The 22,606-nt window shown below is 47.0% G+C and carries 24 protein-coding genes; 5 read left to right on the top strand and 19 right to left on the bottom strand.

From position 1 onward, the window contains the following. Window position 1 precedes the first annotated feature (1 nt). From hscA to trmJ, 8 genes are all read right to left on the bottom strand, one after another. Window positions 2-1,858, bottom strand: a complete 1,857-nt coding sequence (hscA, locus tag VT06_RS05915; RefSeq protein ID WP_046553340.1) for a Fe-S protein assembly chaperone HscA — start codon at window positions 1,856-1,858, stop codon at window positions 2-4. An 8-nt stretch (window positions 1,859-1,866) separates the two neighbouring features. After that, window positions 1,867-2,391, bottom strand: a complete 525-nt coding sequence (hscB, locus tag VT06_RS05910; protein WP_046553339.1) for a co-chaperone HscB — start codon at window positions 2,389-2,391, stop codon at window positions 1,867-1,869. 30 nt (window positions 2,392-2,421) lie between these two features. Then, window positions 2,422-2,745 (bottom strand): iron-sulfur cluster assembly protein IscA, encoded by a 324-nt coding sequence (iscA, locus tag VT06_RS05905; RefSeq protein WP_046553338.1) that lies wholly within the window; start codon window positions 2,743-2,745, stop codon window positions 2,422-2,424. A 6-nt stretch (window positions 2,746-2,751) separates the two neighbouring features. Beyond that, the gene (gene iscU, locus VT06_RS05900) at window positions 2,752-3,135 is read right to left on the bottom strand and encodes a Fe-S cluster assembly scaffold IscU (protein WP_046553337.1); all 384 of its coding nucleotides are present in this window, start codon (window positions 3,133-3,135) and stop codon (window positions 2,752-2,754) included. A gap of 31 nt (window positions 3,136-3,166) precedes the next feature. Next, window positions 3,167-4,381: an IscS subfamily cysteine desulfurase gene (locus VT06_RS05895; RefSeq protein WP_046553336.1), complete on the bottom strand. Its 1,215-nt coding sequence runs from the start codon at window positions 4,379-4,381 to the stop codon at window positions 3,167-3,169. Window positions 4,382-4,400: 19 nt separating this feature from the next. Beyond that, window positions 4,401-4,883 (bottom strand): Fe-S cluster assembly transcriptional regulator IscR, encoded by a 483-nt coding sequence (iscR, locus tag VT06_RS05890; RefSeq protein ID WP_046553335.1) that lies wholly within the window; start codon window positions 4,881-4,883, stop codon window positions 4,401-4,403. 103 nt (window positions 4,884-4,986) lie between these two features. Next, on the bottom strand, window positions 4,987-5,796 hold the full coding sequence (gene cysE, locus VT06_RS05885; protein ID WP_046553334.1) for a serine O-acetyltransferase: 810 nt from the start codon (window positions 5,794-5,796) through the stop codon (window positions 4,987-4,989). A gap of 4 nt (window positions 5,797-5,800) precedes the next feature. After that, entirely contained in the window at window positions 5,801-6,550 is a 750-nt protein-coding gene (trmJ, locus tag VT06_RS05880) for a tRNA (cytosine(32)/uridine(32)-2'-O)-methyltransferase TrmJ (protein WP_046553382.1), read from the bottom strand. A gap of 182 nt (window positions 6,551-6,732) precedes the next feature. Between trmJ and VT06_RS05875 the strand changes: the two genes are divergently transcribed. The 3 genes from VT06_RS05875 to VT06_RS05865 are packed head-to-tail and all read left to right on the top strand — an operon-like array spanning window position 6,733 to window position 10,669. Beyond that, window positions 6,733-7,557, top strand: coding sequence for a class I SAM-dependent methyltransferase (locus VT06_RS05875; protein ID WP_046553333.1), 825 nt, complete (start codon window positions 6,733-6,735; stop codon window positions 7,555-7,557). Between the two features lie 13 nt (window positions 7,558-7,570). Further along, window positions 7,571-8,878, top strand: coding sequence for a phosphoribosylamine--glycine ligase (gene purD, locus VT06_RS05870; RefSeq protein WP_046553332.1), 1,308 nt, complete (start codon window positions 7,571-7,573; stop codon window positions 8,876-8,878). Between the two features lie 3 nt (window positions 8,879-8,881). After that, window positions 8,882-10,669: an ExeM/NucH family extracellular endonuclease gene (locus tag VT06_RS05865; RefSeq protein WP_046553331.1), complete on the top strand. Its 1,788-nt coding sequence runs from the start codon at window positions 8,882-8,884 to the stop codon at window positions 10,667-10,669. Between the two features lie 9 nt (window positions 10,670-10,678). Here VT06_RS05865 and VT06_RS05860 read toward each other — a convergent pair whose 3' ends face one another. Further along, a complete protein-coding gene (locus tag VT06_RS05860; RefSeq protein ID WP_046553330.1) occupies window positions 10,679-11,071 on the bottom strand; it encodes an MAPEG family protein in 393 nt (130 codons plus the stop codon). A 179-nt stretch (window positions 11,072-11,250) separates the two neighbouring features. On the opposite strand from VT06_RS05860, the gene VT06_RS05855 reads away from it, so the two are divergent. Further along, window positions 11,251-12,147, top strand: a complete 897-nt coding sequence (locus VT06_RS05855; protein ID WP_046553329.1) for a phosphoribulokinase — start codon at window positions 11,251-11,253, stop codon at window positions 12,145-12,147. A gap of 40 nt (window positions 12,148-12,187) precedes the next feature. Here the strand turns inward: VT06_RS05855 and speD are convergent, their stop codons facing one another. The 10 genes from speD to rpe form a co-directional block, all read right to left on the bottom strand. Beyond that, window positions 12,188-12,994 carry an adenosylmethionine decarboxylase gene (gene speD / locus VT06_RS05850; RefSeq protein WP_046553328.1) on the bottom strand — a complete coding sequence of 269 codons (807 nt, stop codon included), beginning with the start codon at window positions 12,992-12,994 and terminating at the stop codon, window positions 12,188-12,190. A 48-nt stretch (window positions 12,995-13,042) separates the two neighbouring features. Beyond that, entirely contained in the window at window positions 13,043-13,471 is a 429-nt protein-coding gene (locus VT06_RS05845; protein WP_046553327.1) for an OsmC family protein, read from the bottom strand. Window positions 13,472-13,554: 83 nt separating this feature from the next. Continuing rightward, window positions 13,555-13,905: a DUF3802 family protein gene (locus VT06_RS05840; protein WP_046553326.1), complete on the bottom strand. Its 351-nt coding sequence runs from the start codon at window positions 13,903-13,905 to the stop codon at window positions 13,555-13,557. Window positions 13,906-14,015: 110 nt separating this feature from the next. Next, window positions 14,016-15,485 (bottom strand): succinylglutamate-semialdehyde dehydrogenase, encoded by a 1,470-nt coding sequence (astD, locus tag VT06_RS05835; RefSeq protein ID WP_046553325.1) that lies wholly within the window; start codon window positions 15,483-15,485, stop codon window positions 14,016-14,018. Window positions 15,486-15,498: 13 nt separating this feature from the next. Beyond that, the gene (gene astA, locus VT06_RS05830; protein ID WP_046553324.1) at window positions 15,499-16,518 is read right to left on the bottom strand and encodes an arginine N-succinyltransferase; all 1,020 of its coding nucleotides are present in this window, start codon (window positions 16,516-16,518) and stop codon (window positions 15,499-15,501) included. Window positions 16,519-16,634: 116 nt separating this feature from the next. Beyond that, complete coding sequence (locus VT06_RS05825) at window positions 16,635-17,852, bottom strand: aspartate aminotransferase family protein (RefSeq protein WP_046553323.1); 1,218 nt, start codon at window positions 17,850-17,852, stop codon at window positions 16,635-16,637. A gap of 289 nt (window positions 17,853-18,141) precedes the next feature. Beyond that, window positions 18,142-19,257 carry an HDOD domain-containing protein gene (locus VT06_RS05820; protein WP_046553322.1) on the bottom strand — a complete coding sequence of 372 codons (1,116 nt, stop codon included), beginning with the start codon at window positions 19,255-19,257 and terminating at the stop codon, window positions 18,142-18,144. Between the two features lie 20 nt (window positions 19,258-19,277). After that, window positions 19,278-19,868, bottom strand: coding sequence for an aminodeoxychorismate/anthranilate synthase component II (locus tag VT06_RS05815; RefSeq protein ID WP_046553321.1), 591 nt, complete (start codon window positions 19,866-19,868; stop codon window positions 19,278-19,280). Between the two features lie 32 nt (window positions 19,869-19,900). Beyond that, entirely contained in the window at window positions 19,901-20,905 is a 1,005-nt protein-coding gene (gene trpS, locus VT06_RS05810) for a tryptophan--tRNA ligase (RefSeq protein ID WP_046553320.1), read from the bottom strand. An 80-nt stretch (window positions 20,906-20,985) separates the two neighbouring features. Continuing rightward, complete coding sequence (rpe, locus tag VT06_RS05805; protein WP_046553319.1) at window positions 20,986-21,663, bottom strand: ribulose-phosphate 3-epimerase; 678 nt, start codon at window positions 21,661-21,663, stop codon at window positions 20,986-20,988. A gap of 219 nt (window positions 21,664-21,882) precedes the next feature. Between rpe and VT06_RS05800 the strand changes: the two genes are divergently transcribed. Further along, entirely contained in the window at window positions 21,883-22,563 is a 681-nt protein-coding gene (locus VT06_RS05800; RefSeq protein WP_046553318.1) for a TorF family putative porin, read from the top strand. Window positions 22,564-22,606: the final 43 nt, after the last annotated feature.

The following is a 22,606-nucleotide window of genomic DNA, read 5'->3' as shown; positions in this document are numbered from 1 at the left end:
GTTAAACCTCGTCGACTTTATGACCCTGCAACGCCAGCCGGATAGATTTATCCATACGCAGGGCAGCAAAGTCATCAGTTAAAATATTAGTATGTTCGATAGCGGTCTTAATGGCCGCAGTATCTTCTTGCTGCCTTACTTGCGCTAAGCTTGCCAATGCCCGCTTAATCTGTGTAAGTTCATCTTCACTCAGCAAGTTAGCATCAGTATTCAGTGCAGTACCTACCGCTTCAAGTACTCTGTCAGCCTCTACTTGTTGCTCACGCAGCAAGCGCCGCTGCATATCCTGGCGGGCATGTTGCATTGAGCCGCTAATCATATTGGCAACTTGATCATCCGTTAAACCATAAGACGGTTTAACCTGAATACCAGCAGCCACACCGGAAGATTTTTCTTCAGCACTTACACTTAGCAAACCGTCGGCATCAACCTGAAATGTTACCCGGATATGTGCACCGCCAGCTGGCATGGGGGGAATACCGCGCAATTCGAAGCGCGCCAGCGAACGACAATCTTCAACCAGTTCTCGCTCGCCTTGTAGCACATGAATAGCCATTGCCGTCTGGCCATCTTTAAAGGTGGTAAATTCCTGCGCCCGAGCCACCGGGATTACCGTGTTGCGGGGAATAATTTTTTCAGTCAGCCCCCCCATCGTTTCCAAGCCAAGTGACAACGGAATTACGTCCAGCAACAGTGTTTCGTGCTCAGCTTTATTTCCCACCAAAACATTCGCCTGAATGGCTGCGCCAATGGCCACCACTTTATCCGGGTCAATAGAGGTTAGCGGATCAGTAACAAAAAACTGGGCAACCTGTTCACGAACCAAGGGTACACGGGTAGAACCACCTACCATTACCACGCTGGCAACGTCGTCTGGGGTAATAGCGGCATCACGTAGCGCCTGACGACAGCTGCGCAGTGTTTTTTTCACTAAGGCATGACACAGTTGTTCAAACTCAGCGCGGCTTAAGCTACCGGAAAATTGCTGCTGATCCGCGCTAAAGTCATACGAGGCAGTGGTATCAGCGCTTAATTGCTCTTTTAACTGGCGAGCTACCGTTAAGTATTGGCGTCTTGCGCTATGGCTAAGTTGCTGCTGGCCACTTTTTTGTTGCAGCCAGCCAACAATAGCTTGATCAAAATCGTCGCCACCCAGCGCAGAATCACCGCCGGTTGCTAATACTTCAAACACGCCTCGTTTTAAACGTAAAATAGAGATATCAAAGGTACCACCGCCTAAATCGTAAACGGCAATAACGCCTTCCTGGCCAGAATCTAGGCCATAAGCTAATGCGGCAGCGGTAGGTTCATTTAGTAGGCGAAGTACATTCAAACCGGCCAGTTTTGCCGCATCTTTGGTTGCCTGGCGCTGCGCATCATCAAAATAGGCTGGTACGGTAATGACGACACCATTGAGCTCACCACCTAGCACCTGGCTCGCGGTATCAGCCAGTGTAGCCAGAATTTCGGCAGAAATTTCAACCGGGTTTTTTACTCCTTCGCGGGTAGCTACCGCGGCCATACCGTCCTGATCGACTAGCTGATAGGACAACAATTCAGCCAGCGGCAATGTTTCGGTATACCCTTTGCCCATAAGACGTTTAATGGAGAAAATTGTATTACTGGCATCCGCTACCGCTGCTGCAACTGCTTCATGGCCAACCTGAGTTTTGTCAGGGCCGTAACGCACCACAGATGGGATCATATCGATACCAGCAGTATTTTTTAGGGTACTGGCTTGGCCGCTGCGCACCGCCGCAACCAAAGAGTTAGTGGTACCTAAGTCAATACCGGCAGCCAGTTTGTGTTTATGGGGGGCGGCGCTTTGGCCGGGCTCTGCAATCTGTAATAACGCCATAGCTTAATTTAGTCTTGTATTTTCTGTTCAATTAACTCCAGCTCGTGCTGTAGTTTAAAGAAAAATTTGAGTTTACGCACCAACTCCGCCGCTTGCTGATTTTGGTCTGGCATGTTAGCGGCAATGGCCGCGGCCAATTGGCGTAACAAGCCTTTTCGATGCTGTTGCAATTGTTGCTCTACTGCCATGATTGCTGCATCGGGATCATTACTGCTGCTAATGTCTTCCAACTGTTCCCGCAACTCCATCTGCTGCATTAAAAACACCGGATCGGTAAAGCTGCGCTGTTCGTGACTTATTTTTAAGCCACGTAACGCCAGTAAATGTTCAGCGCGGAGCAAAGGTTGTTTCAGGCTATGGTAGGCATCGTTAATGTTAGCGGTTTGCTGCACTGACATTAAGCGGTCGCGATTGGAGGCAGCCGCAAAATTGTCAGGGTGAAATTGGCGCTGTAACGCCAGGTAACGTGAACCTAATTCAGTTAAATCCAACTCGAAAGTGGCTGGCAAATCAAACAACTGAAAATAATTCATCCGGTCCCGACCTTACAACAGTCTACATAATTAAACGGTAAAGCTTTCGCCGCAACCACATTCGCCGTTAACGTTAGGATTGTTAAATTGAAAACCTTCATTCAGGCCCTCTTTAACAAAATCCAGCTGAGTGCCATCGATATACACTAAGCTTTTGCCGTCAACAATTAATTTCAGACCATGATTTTCAAAAACCTGATCATCATCGTGCAACTCGTCGACAAATTCCAGCACATAAGCTAAACCAGAACAACCGGTAGTTTTAACTCCCACCCTTAAGCCCAGGCCTTTGCCGCGATTGTGCAGAAAGTTACTTACCCTTTCAGCTGCTGCTGTGGTCATCGATATGGCCATACCGCTCTAGCCTCCGCGTTTTTGCTTATAATCGGCGACGGCCGCTTTGATGGCATCTTCCGCCAAAATAGAACAGTGAATTTTCACTGGTGGTAACGCAAGCTCATGTGCGATATCGGTATTTTTAATTTGTTGAGCTTCGTCCAGGGTTTTACCTTTAACCCATTCTGTTACCAACGAACTTGATGCTATAGCACTGCCGCAACCATAAGTTTTAAACTTTGCATCTTCAATAATGCCTTGTGCATTCACTTTAATTTGTAGTTTCATTACGTCACCACAGGCTGGTGCGCCAACCATACCGGTTGCCACGCTTGGGTCATCTTTGGCAAATGAACCCACATTACGTGGATTTTCATAATGGTCGATTACTTTATTGCTGTATGCCATGATCTGTTACCTCGTTGGTGCCAGGCGACGCTTAATGCGCAACCCATGCCACAGTGTTTAAATCAATTCCGTCTTTGAACATGTCCCATAGCGGTGACATTTCACGTAATTTATCAATCGCCTGATGGACAATTTTAATCGTATGGTCAATTTGCGCTTCAGTGGTAAAACGGCCGATACTAAACCGAATTGAGCTATGCGCCAGTTCGTCAGTGAGCCCTAAAGCACGTAGCACATAAGAGGGTTCTAAGCTGGCAGAAGTACAGGCTGAACCTGACGACACTGCTATATCTTTCAGCGCCATAATCAGTGACTCACCTTCAACAAAGTTAAAGCTGATATTAGTAATACCCGGTACTCTTGGAGCATCGTGGCCATTAAGATACACTTGTTCGATATCTTTAATGCCATCCCATAAGCGGTCACGTAAAGTAGTTATCCGTTCACGCTCAGCAGCCATTTCAACTTTCGCTAAGCGAAACGCTTCACCCATAGCAGCAATTTGATGTGGTGCGAGGGTACCTGAACGCATACCGCGCTCATGGCCGCCACCGTGCGTTTGTGCTTCTAAACGAATGCGTGGCTTACGACGAACATATAAGGCACCAATGCCTTTAGGCCCGTAAGTTTTATGCCCGGAAAATGACATTAAATCGATTTTCATCTGTTGTAAGTCAATATCAACTTTACCGGTTGCCTGTGCGGCATCAACATGAAATACGATACCTTTGCTGCGGCATAACTCGCCAATGGCGGTAACATCCTGAATAACGCCAGTTTCGTTGTTAACAAACATAATACTAACCACTGTAGTATCGGGCCGCATGGCAGCTTCTAACTTAGCAAGGTCAATCAAACCACTACTTTCAACGTCCAGGTAGCTTACTTCAAACCCTTCCCGTTCTAACTGACGCATGGTATCAAGTACCGCTTTATGTTCAGTTTTAATGGTAATTAAATGTTTGCCCTTTTTCTTATAAAACTGGGCAGCGCCTTTAATCGCCAGATTGTTAGATTCTGTAGCACCAGAGGTGAACACGATTTCTCGCGGATCGGCATTAACCAAATCGGCTATTTGGCTTCGGGAAATTTCTACTGACTCTTCAGCCTGCCAGCCAAAACGATGCGAGCGGGATGCAGGGTTACCAAAGTCGCCATCCATGGTCAGATATTGCATCATTTTTTCTGCCACACGCGGGTCAACCGGAGTGGTTGACGCATAATCCAGATAAATAGGTAACTTCATTATTGGCTCCGTAGTGCGCTTACAACTGGCAACTAACTTTTATATCAGTTGCAGGATTTTTAACATTGCGGCTGTTTTGCCGCTGTGCAACAGTTTGCACATCTTGCTGGCTAACCAAGGCTGCCAGACTAATATTGGTCAGAAAATCTTCTATCCGATGACTTAAGTCATGCCATAAACTGTGAGTAAGACAACGGGCACCACTCTGACAATCAGACTTACCCTGACAGCGAGTAGCATCTACTGACTCATCTACTGCAGCAATAACGGCAGATATTGAAATATTTTCAGGTGCCAGGCCCAGCTGGTAGCCACCACCTGGTCCACGCACGCTGCTGACCAAACCATGTCTACGCAAGCGAGCGAATAATTGTTCAAGATAGGATAACGAAATACCCTGACGTTCAGAAATATCGGCCAACGGTACTGGACCTTGCCCCGCGTGCAGTGCCACGTCTAACATGGCAGTAACAGCATAGCGACCTTTCGAGGTTAATCTCATAACGGGCTCCCTGACGACTAGAAGGCTATTGTACAATCCTGACTATTTTAGTCAAGTATATATCCCCGTAATCTTGTCAGGTATTATCCAGCCCACTACTACTCTATATACTGGGGTCAAAGGCTTCCACGTCTTTACAACGCTGCTCTGCTGCCAGTTGCTCGGCCCGCTTAAAATCTTCCTCTGGCAAATCAAGCTCAGGCATTTCAGTACAAACGTTACCACCCAGACTGTTTACGCTGGCACAGAGCTCGGCCACTTTATTGTCTAGTATATGAATGTGGTCTAACAAAGTACCAATGGCACTGGCCACCGGATCTGGGTTATCTGCAGATACGGCGTAAGCGTCAAAGCCAAACTTTTTTGCCAAGTGCTGACGTTTTTCGCTCACTTCAGTGGCAATTTTAGCGACTACCCTGCCAGGAATACCCACAACGGTGGCTCCAGCTGGCACATCGCGCACAACCACCGCGTTAGATCCAATACGCGCGTTTTCACCAACTTGCAAAGGCCCCAGCACTTTAGCACCGGCCCCAATTACCACCCCATTGGCCAACGTTGGATGACGTTTACCAGGATCCCAGCTGGTACCGCCTAGCGTAACACCATGATACAAAGTGCAATCGTCACCAATTTCGGCGGTTTCACCAATTACCACGCCCATACCATGGTCAATAAAAAAGCGCCGGCCAATTTTAGCAGCAGGATGAATTTCAACCCCGGTTAACCAACGGGCAATGTTACTTAAAAAACGGGCCAGCCACTTAAAATTGGCTCGCCACAGTTTGTGAGTTAAACGATGCCACCAAATAGCATGTAAGCCGGGATAGTTAGTTAATACCTCAAAACTGCTGCGTGCCGCCGGGTCACGGTCAAATACGCTTTTTATGTCTTCTTTGATACCGGCAAACATCGCCTTACTCCTTATAAGTAGTATTATCAATTTTTACCAGACGCTGCATCGAGGTTAAAATACCGCGCAAAATATTATATTCGGCCTCTTCTGGCCGGGCACGGTTAAACAGACGTTTTAACTTAGTCATTACCACGCCCGGATGCTGCTTAATAATGAACCCGGTGTGCTGTAACGCGGTGTCTAAATGCTGGTAAAAATTTTCCATTTGCTCAGAGCTCGGATAGCTCACTTCGTCGACTTCCGTGGTTGCCGGCGCCGTATCCAGATAAGCCATACGCAGCTCATAACAGACAACTTGTACCGCCATTGCCAAATTAAGTGAGCTATATTCTGGATTCGCCGCAATACACACATGGTAATTGCATAGTTGTAACTCTTCGTTACTTAAGCCACTGGACTCACGGCCAAATACAATTGCTACCGGTTTATCGCTTTGGTTAATAGCCAGTTTGGCGCATTGACGAGGGTCTAACATAGGCCAACTTAAGGTGCGGGAGCGGGCACTGCTGCCCACTACCAAGGTACAATCAGCAACGGCTTCAGCCAGGGTATCAAAGGTGGTTGCAGCAGCAAGGATTTCACTGGCGCCGGCTGCGAGCGCATAAGCCTGACCGTCGGGAGCGGTTTTTGGAGCAACCAGCGTCAATTGCGTTAAGCCCATGGTTTTCATCGCCCGGGCAACCGAACCAATATTGCCAGTATGGGTAGTGCCCACTAAAACTACTTTTATATTGTCTAAGGCCGACGGCATTGTGTTACCCCAATAAAGCCAATTGAAAAAAGGTAAGTATTTTAGCATAGCCACCGGTAATTGTTGATTGAAATTTAGCAGTCTGGCCATCTAAAAATGAATGGCGTAAGCTGTCGATAATCACTGCAATTCGCTGGCTGCTTTGCTAAACTCATACTAATTTTGACAAGGAGAACCTGAAGATGAAAACACTTAGTAAAGTTATAACGTTATCAGCAATACTCTTCACCCTGCCCGTTCTGGCAAACAGCAATAGCGATGCACTGCAGCAAGCTGCCGATCATCACATTCGTAGCGAGCAAAATAAAAGTCGGGATCAATTCCGCAATCCAGTGCAAACGCTGGCTTTTTTTGAGGTAACACCAAGTAGTACCGTGGTTGAAATTTCACCAGGTGGCGGATGGTACGCCGAAATACTAGCACCGTTACTGGCGGCGCATGGGCAGTATTATGCCGCTCACTTTCCGGCTAACACCAGTTCTGATTATTACAATAGAAGCCTGGCATCTTTTAAAGAAAAACTGGCATCTGACCCTATTTATAGCCGGGTTAGTTTAACCGAGTTTGCCCCTGGTAATAGTGATGCTATTGCTCCGACTGGCAGCGCCGACGTCGTGCTAACTTTTCGTAACCTGCACAACTGGTATGGTCAAGGTGGCAATGAGGGCATGCAGGCAATCTTTAACGACTTTTACAACGCCTTAAAGCCAGGTGGTGTGCTCGGCGTGGTTGAACACCGTTTACCGGCAGCACAAGCCAATAGCGATTGGACTAAAACGGGCTACTTTCCAGAACAACTAGCCATAACACTGGCTGAAAAAGCCGGTTTCGTGTTGGAACAAAGCAGCGATATTAATGCTAACCCAAAAGACACCGCTGACCATCCACGTGGCGTTTGGACCCTGCCACCCTCATTGCGCCTTGGTGAACAGGACAAAGCCAAATACCAGGCCATTGGTGAAAGCGACCGCATGACCTTGAAATTTCGTAAACCTGTAGCACAATAAAACGGAACCCCCGATGAAAGTATTGGTAATTGGCGGCGGCGGCCGCGAACATGCATTGGCCTGGAAGGCCGCGCAATCTCCTTTAGCCAGCCAGGTATTTGTAGCTCCCGGTAACGCCGGCACAGCCAGAGAAGCTAACCTGCAGAATGTGGCTATTGCCGCTGATGATGTAAAGGCGTTACTGGCGTTTGCTAAAGACGAGCAGATTGATCTAACCATCGTTGGTCCGGAAGCCCCTTTAGCGAAAGGCATAGTTGACCAGTTTCGCCAGTATGGCTTAGCGATTTTTGGACCAAGTCAGGCAGCGGCACAACTAGAAAGCTCGAAAGCTTTTGCTAAAGACTTTCTAGCGCGGCACAACATTCCAACCGCCTCTTACCAAAACTTTACTGAGATTGGCCCGGCTAAAGCCTATGTTAAACAGCTCGGCACACCAATTGTTATTAAAGCTGACGGTTTAGCCGCCGGCAAAGGGGTTATTATTGCCCAAAGTGACGATGAAGCCTATGCCGCCATCGACGATATGCTCTCTGGCAATAAATTTGGTGACGCTGGTAGCCGGGTAGTAATTGAAGAGTTTTTATCTGGTGAAGAAGCGTCGTTTATTGTTATGGTTGACGGCGAACATGCACTGGCCTTTGCATCATCACAAGACCATAAAGCGCGCGATAATGGGGATAAAGGTCCTAACACCGGAGGTATGGGAGCCTATTCACCTGCGCCGGTAGTGACTCCAGCGGTGCATGACTGGGTCATGCAACAAGTCATTTATCCTACGGTGCAAGGAATGGCAGCTGAAGGTAATGTGTTTACTGGTTTTTTATATGCCGGCCTGATGATTGCGCCCGATGGCTCAGCCAAAGTGCTGGAATTTAACTGCCGTTTTGGTGATCCGGAAACCCAGCCCATTATGATGCGGTTAAACTCAGATTTAGTCGCCTTGTGTCAGGCAGCTGTCACCGGCAAGCTGGATCAGGTTAGCATTAATTTTAGCGCGCAAGCTGCGGTTGGTGTTGTACTGGCAGCGGGGGGTTATCCAGATACCTACGTTAAGGGCTCTGAAATCATTGGCCTGGATGGGATAGATAGCGTAAACGCCAAAGTGTTTCATGCAGGTACCGAACTTAACCACCTAAAAGTACTGACGAATGGCGGCCGGGTGCTGTGTGCTACGGCGTTAGGTGCAACGGTCAGTACGGCTCAGCAAGCTGCTTATCAGCTGGCCAGCCACATAAGCTGGGATGGCATGTTCTGTCGCAACGATATTGGTTACCGGGCGGTTGCCCGCGAACAACTTAGCCGTAAAAAACAACAAGGTTAAACCATGCGTATAGTAATATTAATGCTGCTTATCGCGGTATTGTTAAGTCTTGCTGCTTGCACGAAGCAACCTTCGCTTAGCTGCGACAGTCCTTATCAGGCTATTGCTCTGCTACAGGGTAGCGCCGAACAAAGCCCGCTACTTGGGCAGCAAGTCATTACCTCTGGGGTGGTTATTACCGAAGTCTATGCCGACTCGCCTTTGCCAGGAATGATGTTGCAAAGTCTGACAGCAGATGACAACCCGCTAACCTCTGAAGCACTATTTATTCAACTACGCGACGCCGGCCAATATCAGCAAGGCGAAGTAGTATTGTTGCAGGGCACCGTAGCAGAAATTAATGGCTTAACCTCGCTTATCGATATTGGCCATGTTTCGCGCTGTGGCAATACCGTAACCTATAGCCCTACAGTAATAACGTTGCCGCTAAGCGAAGAATTAAGCTTTGAGGCGCTAGAAGGTATGTGGCTGAGCTTTTCACAAGATTTAGTGGTTAATGATAGCTACGGGCTAGGCCGATATGGCGAGTTAATGCTTGCTGATAAACGTTTAATCGTCCCGACAGAAATCAAGCTACCCGGTAAGGAAGCAAACCAGTACGCCGAGCAACAACTACGGCACATAGTGGTGTTAGACGACGGTCGCTGGCAAGAAAACCCTGAGCCGCAACCCTATCCACCTGCTGGCTTAACGGCAAATAACAGCGTGCGGTTGGGCGATACGGTGCGAGGCGTTAGTGGAGTGCTTTTTCAGGATGAGCGTGGTTACCGGCTACAACCTACCAGTACACCGCAATTTATTAATACAAACCCAAGGCCTGCTGCCCCTCTGGCTAAACAACCACAAGAACTTCGGGTAGCGGTATTTAACGTACTGAACTTTTTTACCGGACATGGACAGGCTGAACCTTTCCCTACCCGCCGCGGTGCCCGCACCCCAGCCGATTTAGCCCGGCAACAAGCAAAATTGGTCAGTGCGCTAACCGCCATGGATGCCGATATAATTGGTCTGCTGGAAATAGAAAATAATGGTTACGACAGCGGCAGTGCGCTTGCGACCTTAGTCGCCGCATTAAATGAGGTGGTTACTAGCCCTTATGCCATAGTAGAGACAACAGTAACACCTGGCACTGATGCCATAAAGGTAGCACTTATTTACCGGCTAGCAGCCGTCAAGCAGGCGGGGGTAGCCGCAACGCAAACTGCAGAGCCTTTTGCCCGGCTTAATCGCGCGCCGGTAGCCCAAACTTTCCAACATCTGACCAGCGGTAAAAAACTTACTGTGGCGGTTAACCATTTCAAATCAAAAGGCAGTTGCCCGCGGGAAGATAACCCGCTATTGCAGCACCAGGGCGATCAGAACGATGGTCAGAGTTGCTGGAATGCCGCCCGGGTTGAAGCAAGTAATGCTTTGACAAGCTGGCTGGCAAGTAACCCAACCAAAGACGCCAGCCCTTATAAGCTGATAATGGGTGACTTAAATGCCTACCGGATGGAAGATCCGGTGCGGGCACTAGAACAAGCTGGCTGGCATTATCTTGAGGATCCGCAAAATCCGGGGTTTTCATATGCGTTTCGTGGTCGCAGTGGCTCACTTGATCATGCGCTGGCAAGCCCGGAGTTAGCAAAGCACATGCGCACGCTGGAGCATTGGTCAATTAATGCCGACGAGCCAATCTTGCTTGACTACAGTAGTCGCTATAAGTCGGCCGCGGCACAACACCGATTATATGCACCTACCCCATATCGCTCATCAGACCATGATCCGGTTATAATGACCTTCGACTTTTAAACCCCGACACTATATGCCTTGTAAGGCGCTGAGCATCATTGCCAGCGCCATTGCTAAGCCCGCCAACCAAATCCATGAGCGGGCGCTGGCCCAGTCGTTCCAATAGCATAACAGGTAGCCCAGTCGGCTTAACACAAAAGCTACGGCTAAATATTGTTCAAGCGAGCTTACCGGTGCTGTTGCAACAGAACATATTACCGCAGCAGAAAACAAACCTAATGCTTCAAAACTGTTGTAATGAGCGGCATTGCAACGTTGTCCAAAACCCTCCAGCCTGGCCTGTTGCTGGCGCGGGTTATGATTGTCATACCCTCCCGCCTTGTTCATTGCCCATACCAATGGCAATTTAGCAAGATATGGCAATAATGCCACTATAAGCAATGTACTCAAAAGCAAGGTCATGGTTAGCCCTCCTGATTTATGTTAATGAACATAAATACAGTGTGCCAACCAAGCCGATCAGTTTGCAGGTAAAATAAAGCGGCTAAGGCGAAGAGAACCCGTCAGAATACCAGATATAAGTTGCAGCAATTAGCAGTGTTGCTTTATGGTGACAGCAGAATATTTTCTTGGTGCACGCTATGTCACATAAAAATCCGATTATCGCTATTACCGGTTCGTCAGGCGCCGGTACCACCACAACCACTATTGCCTTTCAACATATTTTTCGCACGCTGGGCATTGACGCTGCCTTTGTAGAAGGAGATTGTTTTCATCGCTTTAGCCGGCCAGAAATGGATCTGGCCATGCGAAAAGCCAAAGAGGCTGGCCGTTATATCAGCTATTTCGGCTCAGAAGCAAATGACTTTGGTGCATTGGAAACCTTTTTTGCCAGCTATGCTGAAACCGGCACGGGCCGCATCCGTCACTACTTGCATACTTTTGACGAAGCCGTACCCTACAACCAACTCCCTGGCACCTTTACACCCTGGCAAGATTTACGCGCCAATACCGATTTATTGTTTTATGAAGGTTTACACGGTGGTGCGGTAACTGAACAGCATAATGTCGCGCAACACGTCGATTTACTAATCGGCATGGTACCTATCGTTAACCTTGAATGGATCCAGAAAATTATTCGGGATACCTCAGAACGGGGTCATAGCCGTGAGGCGGTGCAGGCCAGCATAGTGCGCAGCATGGACGATTACATCAACCATATTACGCCGCAATTTTCTCGAACCCATATTAATTTTCAGCGGGTACCCACCGTAGATACCTCTAACCCCTTTAGCGCTAAGGATATTCCGTCACTGGACGAGAGTTTTGTGGTGATTCGTTTTCGCGGCATTAAACATGTCGACTTTCCATACTACCTGCGGATGATCCACGGCTCTTTTATGTCACGAGTCAATACATTGGTGGTGCCAGGGGGGAAGATGGGCTTGGCTATGGAGCTTATCCTGACGCCACTGATTGAAGCCATTACCCAAAAGCGCCGGCAAGCACGCGGCCAGGCAGATTGGCTGGGTAAGTAGCCAAGCCTGGTGCGGGCTTACACTATCAACTTACTGGCCGTTATTTTACTTCCGGAAGATTACGACCATAAAAAATTTCCCGGATTTCCTTAAAGACTTTTTTGCTGATCAACTTTTGTTCGTCAGCCGTCATGCTATCCGTTCCCATGCCAAACAGGTAATTATTTAAATCAGCCTCTTTTAGCATCATCTTGGTATGAAACAGGTTTTCCTGATAAACGTTTACATCGATCATCTGAAAGGCCTGCTTGGTGTCATTGTCCATAAAGTTCTGGATAGAGCTGATAGGGTGATCAATGTAGTGCTTTGTACCGCTAATATCGCGGGTAAAACCACGCACCCGGTAATCAATAGTGACCACGTCAGATTCGAAACTGTGGATTAAGAAATTCAGCGCCTTTAACGGTGAAATAATGCCACAGGTTGACACTTCAATATCCGCCCTGAAAGTACAGATGCCATCATGCGGATGTACTTCCGGATAGGTATGGACACAAATATGGCTTTTATCCAGGTGAGCCACTACCGTTTCTGGTAAAGGCCCCGGATTTTCTGAATTATCCGGGTTAACCAACACCGGCTCTTCACTCACTAAAATGGTCACGCTGGCGCCTTGTGGATCGTAATCCTGCCGGGCAATATTCAACACATTAGCGCCTATGATATCTACCACTTCGGTAAGAATATCAGTTAATCTGTCAGCATTATATTGCTCGTCAATATATTCTATATACTCCTGACGATGCTGCTCCGTTTTTGCATAACATATATCATATAAGCTAAAGCTTAAGCTTTTAGTCAGGTTGTTAAACCCATGCAGTTTTAGTTTTTCAAAAGGCTTTACCAATTTCTGCGCTCTCCCGTACAGCCTGGGCTGTCTCGTTTATCAGGGTAATTACTCAGCCGCAATGGTTTGACTGGCATTGTTAACACTGTAGGAATGGCTAACCGCAACACTGCTAGCCAGCATAATAGACACCGAGCAATATTTATCCGCAGATAAGTCTACTGCCCGCGCCACTTGTTTCTCGCTAAGCTCATTACCAGTTACTACAAAATGCAGGTGAATTTTAGTAAACACTTTTGGAATGCTATCGGCACGTTCTGCGGTAAGTTCAACTTCACAACCGACTACTTGCTGCCGGGCTTTTTGTAAAATATTAACCACATCTACTGACGAACATGCGCCGGCAGACATTAACAGCATTTCCATAGGGCTAGGGGCAGTACTGCCCTGTTGATTAGCATCGAACACGACCGCATGACCGCTGCCAGAACGACCCATAAAACTCAGGTTATCTATCCAACTCACTTTTGCTTGCATAACCACTTCCGGCTTAAAATTGAGGCAAGATATTCTACGGAAATACCGGGCAGGTAGCCAGTGTTAATGCCAGCTTATTCAGGTTAATCGAGCAGTCTGGCGATAGCACTATCAAATAGGTTTTTGATTAACAATGAAATTTCGTTTATCAGTTCAGCTTGCTCAGCGGTGGCTTTATTTTCCAGAACACTGCTTAATACTTCCTGAAAATCATACATTATGCCGTCGACTTCACGAATTATCATACTGCGATGGTTAATTTCCAACTCGGTATGCTGGGTACAAAGGGTAATGATTTGTTCGGCAATCCGCTCTTCCAGAATAACGCCTATCGTTTTGCCCCCCACCAGCAGCTGGCCATCTTCGGTAAACAACGCCAAGTGTTCAGTTAGAAACTGAATAAGGTGCTCATAGCCGGGTTTGTCAGTGACCATAATAGGATGATACCTAAATTGGCTGTCATTAAAAAACACTACAATAGCGTAGTTTGAGCAAAATGTCGGTAATAAAACAAATCGGGGCCGTTGCCCCGATTTGTGCTACGTTAAAACGTTAAACCCGGTGATAATTGCTCTGGCATTATTACCTGATCTAATTCTACTGAAGCAACAGGGTAGGCACAGTAATCAGCGGCGTAATACGCGCTGGCGCGATGATTTCCACTGCTACCAATGCCGCCAAAGGGCGCAGCAGAGCTGGCACCAGTGATTGGCCGGTTCCAGTTAACAATACCCGCCCTGATGCGCCGGTAGAAGTGCTGGTACAACTCGTGGCTGTCACTAAGTAAACCTGCAGACAAACCAAAACTGGTGTTATTGGCCGCATCAATAGCTGAATCGAAATCATTAAAACGAAATACTTTCAACAACGGGCCAAAATGCTCTTCGTCCGGGAAGTTCTTGATATTACTGCATTCAATAATACCGGGTGAAACCAGTGCAGTATCGCTTTGTAAATGCTGTAACTCAACCAGCATTTCGCCACCTAGCTCAACCAGTTGTTGCTGAGCGGCCCGCATGCCTTTTGCCGCTGCAACCGAAATCATGGCACCAATAAACGGTTGTGGTTCAGCGTCATATAAACCGGTTTTAATATTTCGGGTAACTTCTATCAATCGGGACAGAATAGCGTCACCTTGAGCATTAGCGGGTAAAAACAACTTTCTGGCACAGGTACATCGCTGCCCTGCTGAAATAAAAGCAGATTGCACAATATCATGCACGGCCGCATCGATATTACTGACATCCTGCACAATAAGAGGGTTATTGCCGCCCATCTCCAGTGCCAGGATCTTCTCTGGCCGACCAGCGAACTGCTGATGCAAATAATGGCCAGTGCGGGAACTGCCAGTAAAAAACAGACCATCAATACCCTCGTGGTTAGCAATAGCTTTACCGGTATCCACTTCGCCCTGCAATAAATTAAGCACCCCGGCTGGCAAACCGGCTTTTTCCCACAATTTTACAATATACTCAGCAACCATAGGCGTCAGCTCTGACGGTTTAAACACCACGGTATTTCCTGCCAATAAAGCCGGTACTATATGGCCATTAGGCAAATGCCCCGGGAAATTATAAGGGCCAAATACCGCGACTACACCGTGTGGCTTATGCCGGATAAACGCCCGACCTTGCGGCATTGGGTTTTCTTTTACACCTGTGCGTTCTTCATAGGCTCGCACCGAAATATCAACCTTACCAATCATTGCCGCAACTTCAGTGCGGCTTTCCCATAATGCTTTACCGGTGTCTTTAGCAATACACAATGCCAGTGCTTCTTTATTTGCCGCAAGTTGTTCAGCAAATTGTTTAATAATAGTAACGCGCTCTTCAAAGCTTAAATCACCCCAGCCATACTGGGCAGCTCTGGCGGCATTAATGGCGTCATCGACTTGCTCAATACTGGCTGCTTCGCCCTGCCATACTTGCAGATTTTTTGCCGGATCAAGCGAGGTAAAGCTTTTACCCTGGCCTGCCAACCATTGACCATTGATGAATTGCACTGCTTGGCTCATGTATTTCCCCTGCTTAAATTCTGGTTAATCTAACTTGCTCGCCCGCTTTTACCCCTAGGGCATCAGCGCAAGCCTGTGGTATTACTACCTGCTCACTGTGCTCAGTAACCGTCAGTGGCAACCAGGTAGCACGAAAATGTTCAATCGTTGTATTACAAATGAGATAAGGCTGAGTATTTGGCCCGGGTTCGCCAATCTGTACCTGTAATTTACGACTATAGCGAATGGAGCGGATATGCTCTACTCTGGCTTCAACAGTTGGACCGGCATCAAAAATATCCACGTAACCGCGGTTAGAAAAGCCTTCAGATTGTAATAAGGCTAAAGCTGGACGTGTTTTATCATGCACTTTACCAATAACTTGCTGGGCTTCTTTGCTGAGTAAGCTAACGTAAATTGGATACTTGGGCATTAATTCCGCTATAAATACTTTTTGGCCAATACCGGTTAAATAATCTGCCGTTGGAAAATCTACCGAGAAAAAATGTTCCTGTAACCAGCGCCAGAACGGCGAATGACCATTTTGATCGGACACCCCACGCATTTCGGCAATGACTCGTTCGGCGAAACGCTCGGCAAATTCAGCCATAAATAAAAATCGGGTTTTGGATAGCAAACGGCCATTGTTTTTTTCACGGCGATTTTCCCGTAAAAATAGCGTACAGAGTTCGCTTACGCCAGTATAGTCATTACAGAGGGTCAGGATGTCGACTGTTTTATATACACCAAGGGAACGGGAACTGTGCACTACTTTGCCAAGATGATAATGATAAAATGCATCATCCAGCCCCACCGCCGCTTCCAGTGCGCTGGTACCACAAACATCACCACTGGTAGTATCTTCCAGTACGAATAAATACCCTTCATCACCGGGAGAACTAACCGTTTTTTGTAACGATTGCTCTGAGCGACTGATCTTGCGCATTAGCAGCTCGTCATTGACCGGCAACGAGGTAAAACCATGCCCCGATTCCACTGCCATCTGATAGAGCGCCGGGTAATCATCCGCTCGGATTGGGCGAATCACCATCATCGTCGCTTACTCCATTTTTGCTTTATAACGTAACGGGGTTTAAGGCCCCGCCGTGCTTCATTTTGCGATCTTGTTGTCGCTTAACGTTTTAATTCTATCACCAAGCTTACTAGTAACTAACCAGTCACAACTTGTTTGATTGCTGCAGCAAACCGCTGCATACCCTCACGAATATCTTGCTCAGTAATCACTAATGAGGGCGCAAAACGAATCACATCTGGCCCGGCGATCAGTACCATAACACCCTGCTCCGCTGCCGCTAAAAAGAATTCGCGTGCCCGGCCCCGATAAGTTTCATTCAGCACGGCGCCCAGCAACATCCCCTGGCCACGTACTTCACTAAAAACAGGGTATTGTTCATTTAACTCAGCCAAACACTGCCGGAATATCTGCTCATTGTGAAGTACTTGCGCCAGCACTTCTGGGGTATTAATTGTGTCGAGTACCGCTTCTGCCACCGCACAAGCCAGTGGGTTGCCGCCGTAAGTACTGCCATGAGTACCTACTTTTAAATGGCTGGCAATGGCACTGCTGGTTAGCATGGCACCGATGGGGAAGCCACCGCCTAACGATTTTGCACTGGTCAGAATATCCGGGATAACGCCAGAGTTCATATAAGCAAACAACTTACCGGTTCTACCAACCCCGGTTTGTACTTCATCAAATACCAGTAAAGCATGATACTCATCGCATAAGTCACGCAGCCCTTGCAGGAAGCTAGCATCGGCAGGAATAATACCGCCTTCACCCTGAATAGGCTCTACCACGATGGCACAGGTTTTATCCGAAATAAGCGCTTTTACGCTGTCTAAGTTATTAAATTCAGCATGCACTACGGCGCCAGGCTTAGGACCAAAACCGTCAGAGTATGATGCCTGCCCACCTACCGTAACCGTAAAAAATGTCCGGCCGTGAAAACTTTTACCAAAAGAAATAATTTGTTGTTTCTGCTCACCAAATTTATCCAGCGCCCAGCGCCGGGCTAATTTAAAAGCCGCTTCGTTAGCTTCAGCGCCGGAATTAGCGAAATACACCTTATCAGCAAAGGTGGTATCAACCAATTTCTTAGCCAGACGTAATGCTGGCTCGTTGGTTAAGACATTACTGAGGTGCCATAATTTTTCAGCCTGCTGCTTTAACGCATTAACTAATGCCGGGTGACAATGGCCCAGGCTACTGACCGCAATACCACCGGCGAAATCAATGTATTCCCGATCTTGTTGATCCCAAACCCGAGAGCCTTCGCCACGAACAGGAATAACACTGGCCGGCGCATAGTTTGGTACCATCACTTCATCAAATAAGGCTCGGTTTACTGCAATCGTTGTTGTCATTTTCCTTTCCTCTTTTCAAGCTGGGTCGGTCTGGCAGGCAAAATTTAAATACCACTGAAGATTATTATCGCAGCATTATTGCAGATATCAGTACGATTGTCTTGTCGGCAAAAAAAGCTAAATGCTTAAAAACAAAGGGCTACAGATAGATTTGCAGCCTTACTGAATAACTAAGCATTGTTGCTTTCAATGAGAGAAACAACGCGACACCCACAGTAAAGGTGCTGCTGCTGATATAGTACGGTTGTCGCCAAATTTCTTTTGTGCATGAATATGGCTAAAAAAATTGTTATATATCGATACTTAAACGCTTTAAATTGGTTTTTGCTAACGTATTCAGCAACTCATTCGTTAACCCCACTGAAGTGAACCAGGCGTTAGCCTGTTCCGGGCTTACTTTGTCAGTGGCTTTTAACTGCTGCCACTGCACATATACCTGAGCCTGCTGCACTATACTGCCTAGAGGGCTAACACCATTAAAGCCGATGCCTTCAGCCAGCTGGTCTAACGTTTGACACAACGGTAACTGTTGCAAGGACCAACGCGACGTCATATCGGCACTAAGAATTTCAGCAAATTCCAATAAGATATTACTTAAAAAACTGGCATCCGGTTCCAATGAATCGAGGGCATTGGTCAACTCCGTATTGCGCTCATCCCTTGCTTTAAGCAATTCTTCCTGTTTAATTTGCTGGTAGGTTCGTAAATAATTACGAGTAACCACAATATGACCAATAGGGTGAAACAGCGCAACACAAAAAGCCGCATAGGGCAGTTCTGCACTGTCTTCAGCCAGACGTTTGGCGGCAATAGCACAGGCAAGACTGTAGTCCCATAAGCGGGTTTTAAAACCAACAAAAGGATCCGTAGCATGCGGTAAACAGCGCCGCATACCGTACACCGGGATAATTAGTTGCAGGCTTTCTACCCCAAGAAAACGCAGCGCCGTTTTAACGTCTTTTACCATAGCGCCAGAAGCAGTTCGGTTACGATATTGCGGTTGATTTACCAACTTGAGCAAATCTTCTTTCAGCCATTCAGTCTGGCTAATTAATGGGTCTAACTGATTAATGGTAACCGCTTTGTGCGCCAGTTTGTCCAATAACTGATGGTAATGCTGACCTAAATCAAATACCGAGGCACTCACCAGTGCAATATTGCCTAAGCGCTGAAATAGCTGATCAGCGACCTGATCATGCACATGTGCTTGCGCAAACTCGACATACTGCTGGCGAGCTTGCTGATCAGCCAAGCGGGCTTTCATCGCTTGTGCGTCAACCGCTAATAACTTTCGGCTGGTTGGCGTGCCCGTTTTAATTTGATACTGCAAGCGGGTTGTTTCGGGATTGACCCCAACGAAGTCATCCCAGAATTGCTGATGTAATTGCTCGGCAAGGCTACTCATTAAATATTAACCACTCTGTGTTACACGCTTGCATTTGGCTGGCTTAAAAAATTAGCCAGCATCACTTTGCCTGCACTACTTAAAATAGCTTCCGGGTGAAATTGCACCCCATGCACGGCTAACTGTCGGTGCATTAACCCCATTATCTCTTTAGGCTGATGATGCGGGCTAGTCCAGGCGGTTTGTTGCAGTTCAGTGGGTAAACTGGTGGCATCAACCAGCAAAGAGTGATATCGGGTAACCGACAAAGGACTGGGTAAGCCGGTAAAAACCGATTGACCGTGATGATAAATTTGCGAATTTTTCCCGTGCATTACCTTTTCCGCCCGTTGCACCTTGCCACCAAAAACCTGCGCAATGGCCTGATGCCCCAAACATACCCCTAATAACGGAATTTTCCCGGCAAAGTATTCAATAGCAGCCAAACTTATCCCGGCCTGCTTCGGGGTACCCGGCCCCGGCGAAATGATTAAATAGTCAGGCGAAAGTGCCGCTATTTTGGCCACACTCAATTCATCGTTACGTTTTACTACAACGTTCTGCCCTAGCTCGGCAAAATACTGCACCAGGTTCCAGGTAAAGGAATCATAATTGTCGATAATTAACAGCAAGCCTTACCTCACAAAATGACAGGCGCGCCGCGTTAAGGCGCAACAAAACCTACTGCGGCATTTACCTTAGCTAATGTTGTGGCCGCACGTGCTCTAGCCTGACCGGCGCCTGAGCGCATAACATGGTTCAGCGTAGTCTGGTCAGCACGTAATTCAGTAAACGCCTTTTGTACCGGCTCTAGCAATGCAATAACCGCATCGGCGACATCACCTTTTAAATGGCCATACATTTTGCCTTCATATTCTGCTTCTAGCGCAGCAATTGTATTGCCGGTTACACCGCTTAAGATACTCAGTAAATTGGCAACACCGGGTTTATTTTCTAAATCGAAACGAACCCGTGGCGGATCTTCCGAGTCAGTCATGGCTTTTTTAAATTTTTTGCTAATCATTTTAGGATCTTCGAGCAAGCCAACAAAATTCCATGGATTATCGTCAGATTTTGACATTTTACGGGTAGGCTCCTGTAGGCTCATTACCCGGGCAGCAACAGGCGGAATATAGGGCTCTGGCACAGTAAAAATGTCACCATGCGCCGCGTTAAAACGCATTGCCACATCACGGGCTAATTCCAAATGCTGTTTCTGATCGTGGCCAACCGGGATATGATTGGCCTGATATAACAGAATATCGGCGGCCATTAATACCGGATAAGTAAATAACCCCGCGTTAACATTATTGTTATGCCGCTCCGATTTATCTTTAAACTGCGTCATACGGTTAAGCTCACCAAACTGAGTATAACAATTTAGTACCCAGGCCAGCTGGCTGTGTTCCGGCACATGCGACTGCATAAATACCGCTGAGCGCTTTGGATCGATGCCACAAGCCAGATAAAGCGCCAAGCTGTCTAATGATGCACTGCGTAACGCATCAGGCTGCTGCCGTACGGTTATCGCATGCAAATCGACAATGCAATAGAGGCAGTCATAGTCATCCTGCATTTGGTCCCATTGTCTCAGTGCTCCCAAATAGTTACCAATGGTTAATTGACCAGAAGGTTGGGCGCCACTTAATACAATTGGTTTACTACTCATCATTTATTCATTGTCCATAACCGGTTAAAACGTAGAAAAGTGCAATATTATAGCCGCAAGCAGCCTTTAATCGCAGTAAATTATTTATTTCTTACTGCAGCCAGAGCCTGGCGCATCTTGTTAATACTTTGCCGGTAATCATTACTATTAAAAATGGCGGAACCAGCAACAAACATATCGGCACCTGCTTCTGCAATTGCGCCAATATTGTCGGCAGTGACGCCACCATCAACCTCAAGCCTTATAGGCAACTGATTATCGTCAATTATTTTGCGAACGTTGGCCAGTTTATCCAGCGTAGCCGGAATAAACTTCTGCCCGCCAAAGCCTGGGTTTACCGACATCAGTAAAATGACATCAAGTTTGTCCATAACGTGGTCCAGATAGCTTAGTGGTGTCGCCGGGTTGAACACCAAGCCAGCCTGACAGCCATAACTTTTAATTAACTGTAACGTACGGTCGATATGACGCGATGCCTCCGGGTGAAAAGTAATAATACTGGCACCGGCATCAGCAAACTGCGGTACCAGGCTATCTACTGGCTCAACCATTAAGTGCACATCAATCGGTGCGGTAATACCATAATTTCGCAGCGCCTTGCATACCATAGGGCCAATCGTCAGGTTAGGCACATAATGGTTGTCCATTACATCAAAGTGCACCACATCGGCTCCCGCTAGTAGTACTTGCTCAACATCGGCACCCAACCTGGCAAAATCGGCTGACAAAATGGAAGGGGCAATTAAATAAGGCAACATCTGGCAGCTCCACTAATTAAAAACCTGACTTTACTGAAATAGCTCATAAAAAGCACGTACTGTCCATTGCACAATAAACAGGCAACAGCGCACCAGTTATGCACAAAAAGTCATACAACACCAAAATAAGAATTTATATCATATTGTTTTATATGTTCATTTCATTTGGCATGTTTATTGGAAAGGTTAATACAGGGATTAAACACAAGGGCAATACCAATGAAAATGACAAAAAGTTTTTCCAGTTTAGCTACCGCCACGCTGTTACTTGGTCTGGCAAGTAACAGTAATCAAAGCCATGCCATTGAACTTAGCGGTGATATTACATTTACTTCAGATTATGCCTTTCGCGGCATCTCACAAACCGATCAAGCCCCAGCCATTCAAGGCGGCTTAACATTGAGTGATGAGACTGGTTTTTATTTATCCGTCTGGGGCTCAAGTGTCGATTTTGGTGGTCAGGGTACGTTAGAATTTGATGTGATGCTAGGCTGGGCTGGTAGTTTAAACGACCAGTGGTCGGCAGATGTTGGCATAATGCGTTATGGTTATCCTAATACAGAGTTTGCAGGCTCAAATTTCTATGAATTGTATGGATCTTTGTCATATCAAGATTTAACTTTTGGCCTGGCATACAGCGACGACTATTACGCCAATGCCGGAACTTATTTTTATCTTTACGGAGGTTACAGTTACGCTCTGACAGACAATCTGGCTTTAGATTTACAGGTTGGTCATAACGAATATGATGATAGTGCGCTTAGTTATCTGGATTGGAGTATTGCTTTGAGCACCGAAGTGCTGGGCGCCGGGCTCAGTTTGGCTTATGTTGATACTGATATTAATGATTGCGCTCTATGTGACAGTCGGGTAATTTTTAGCGTATCAAAAAGCTTTTAAAGTACATATCAGTTGCTCAGTGCCGACCACTGAGCAACTGATC

Origin of the sequence: Arsukibacterium sp. MJ3, assembly GCF_000987765.1 — a bacterium.
Classification (GTDB): Bacteria; Pseudomonadota; Gammaproteobacteria; order Enterobacterales; family Alteromonadaceae; genus Alishewanella.
The sequence above is the reverse complement of the archived record's forward strand: the minus strand, read 5'-3'. Positions and strand labels throughout refer to the sequence as shown.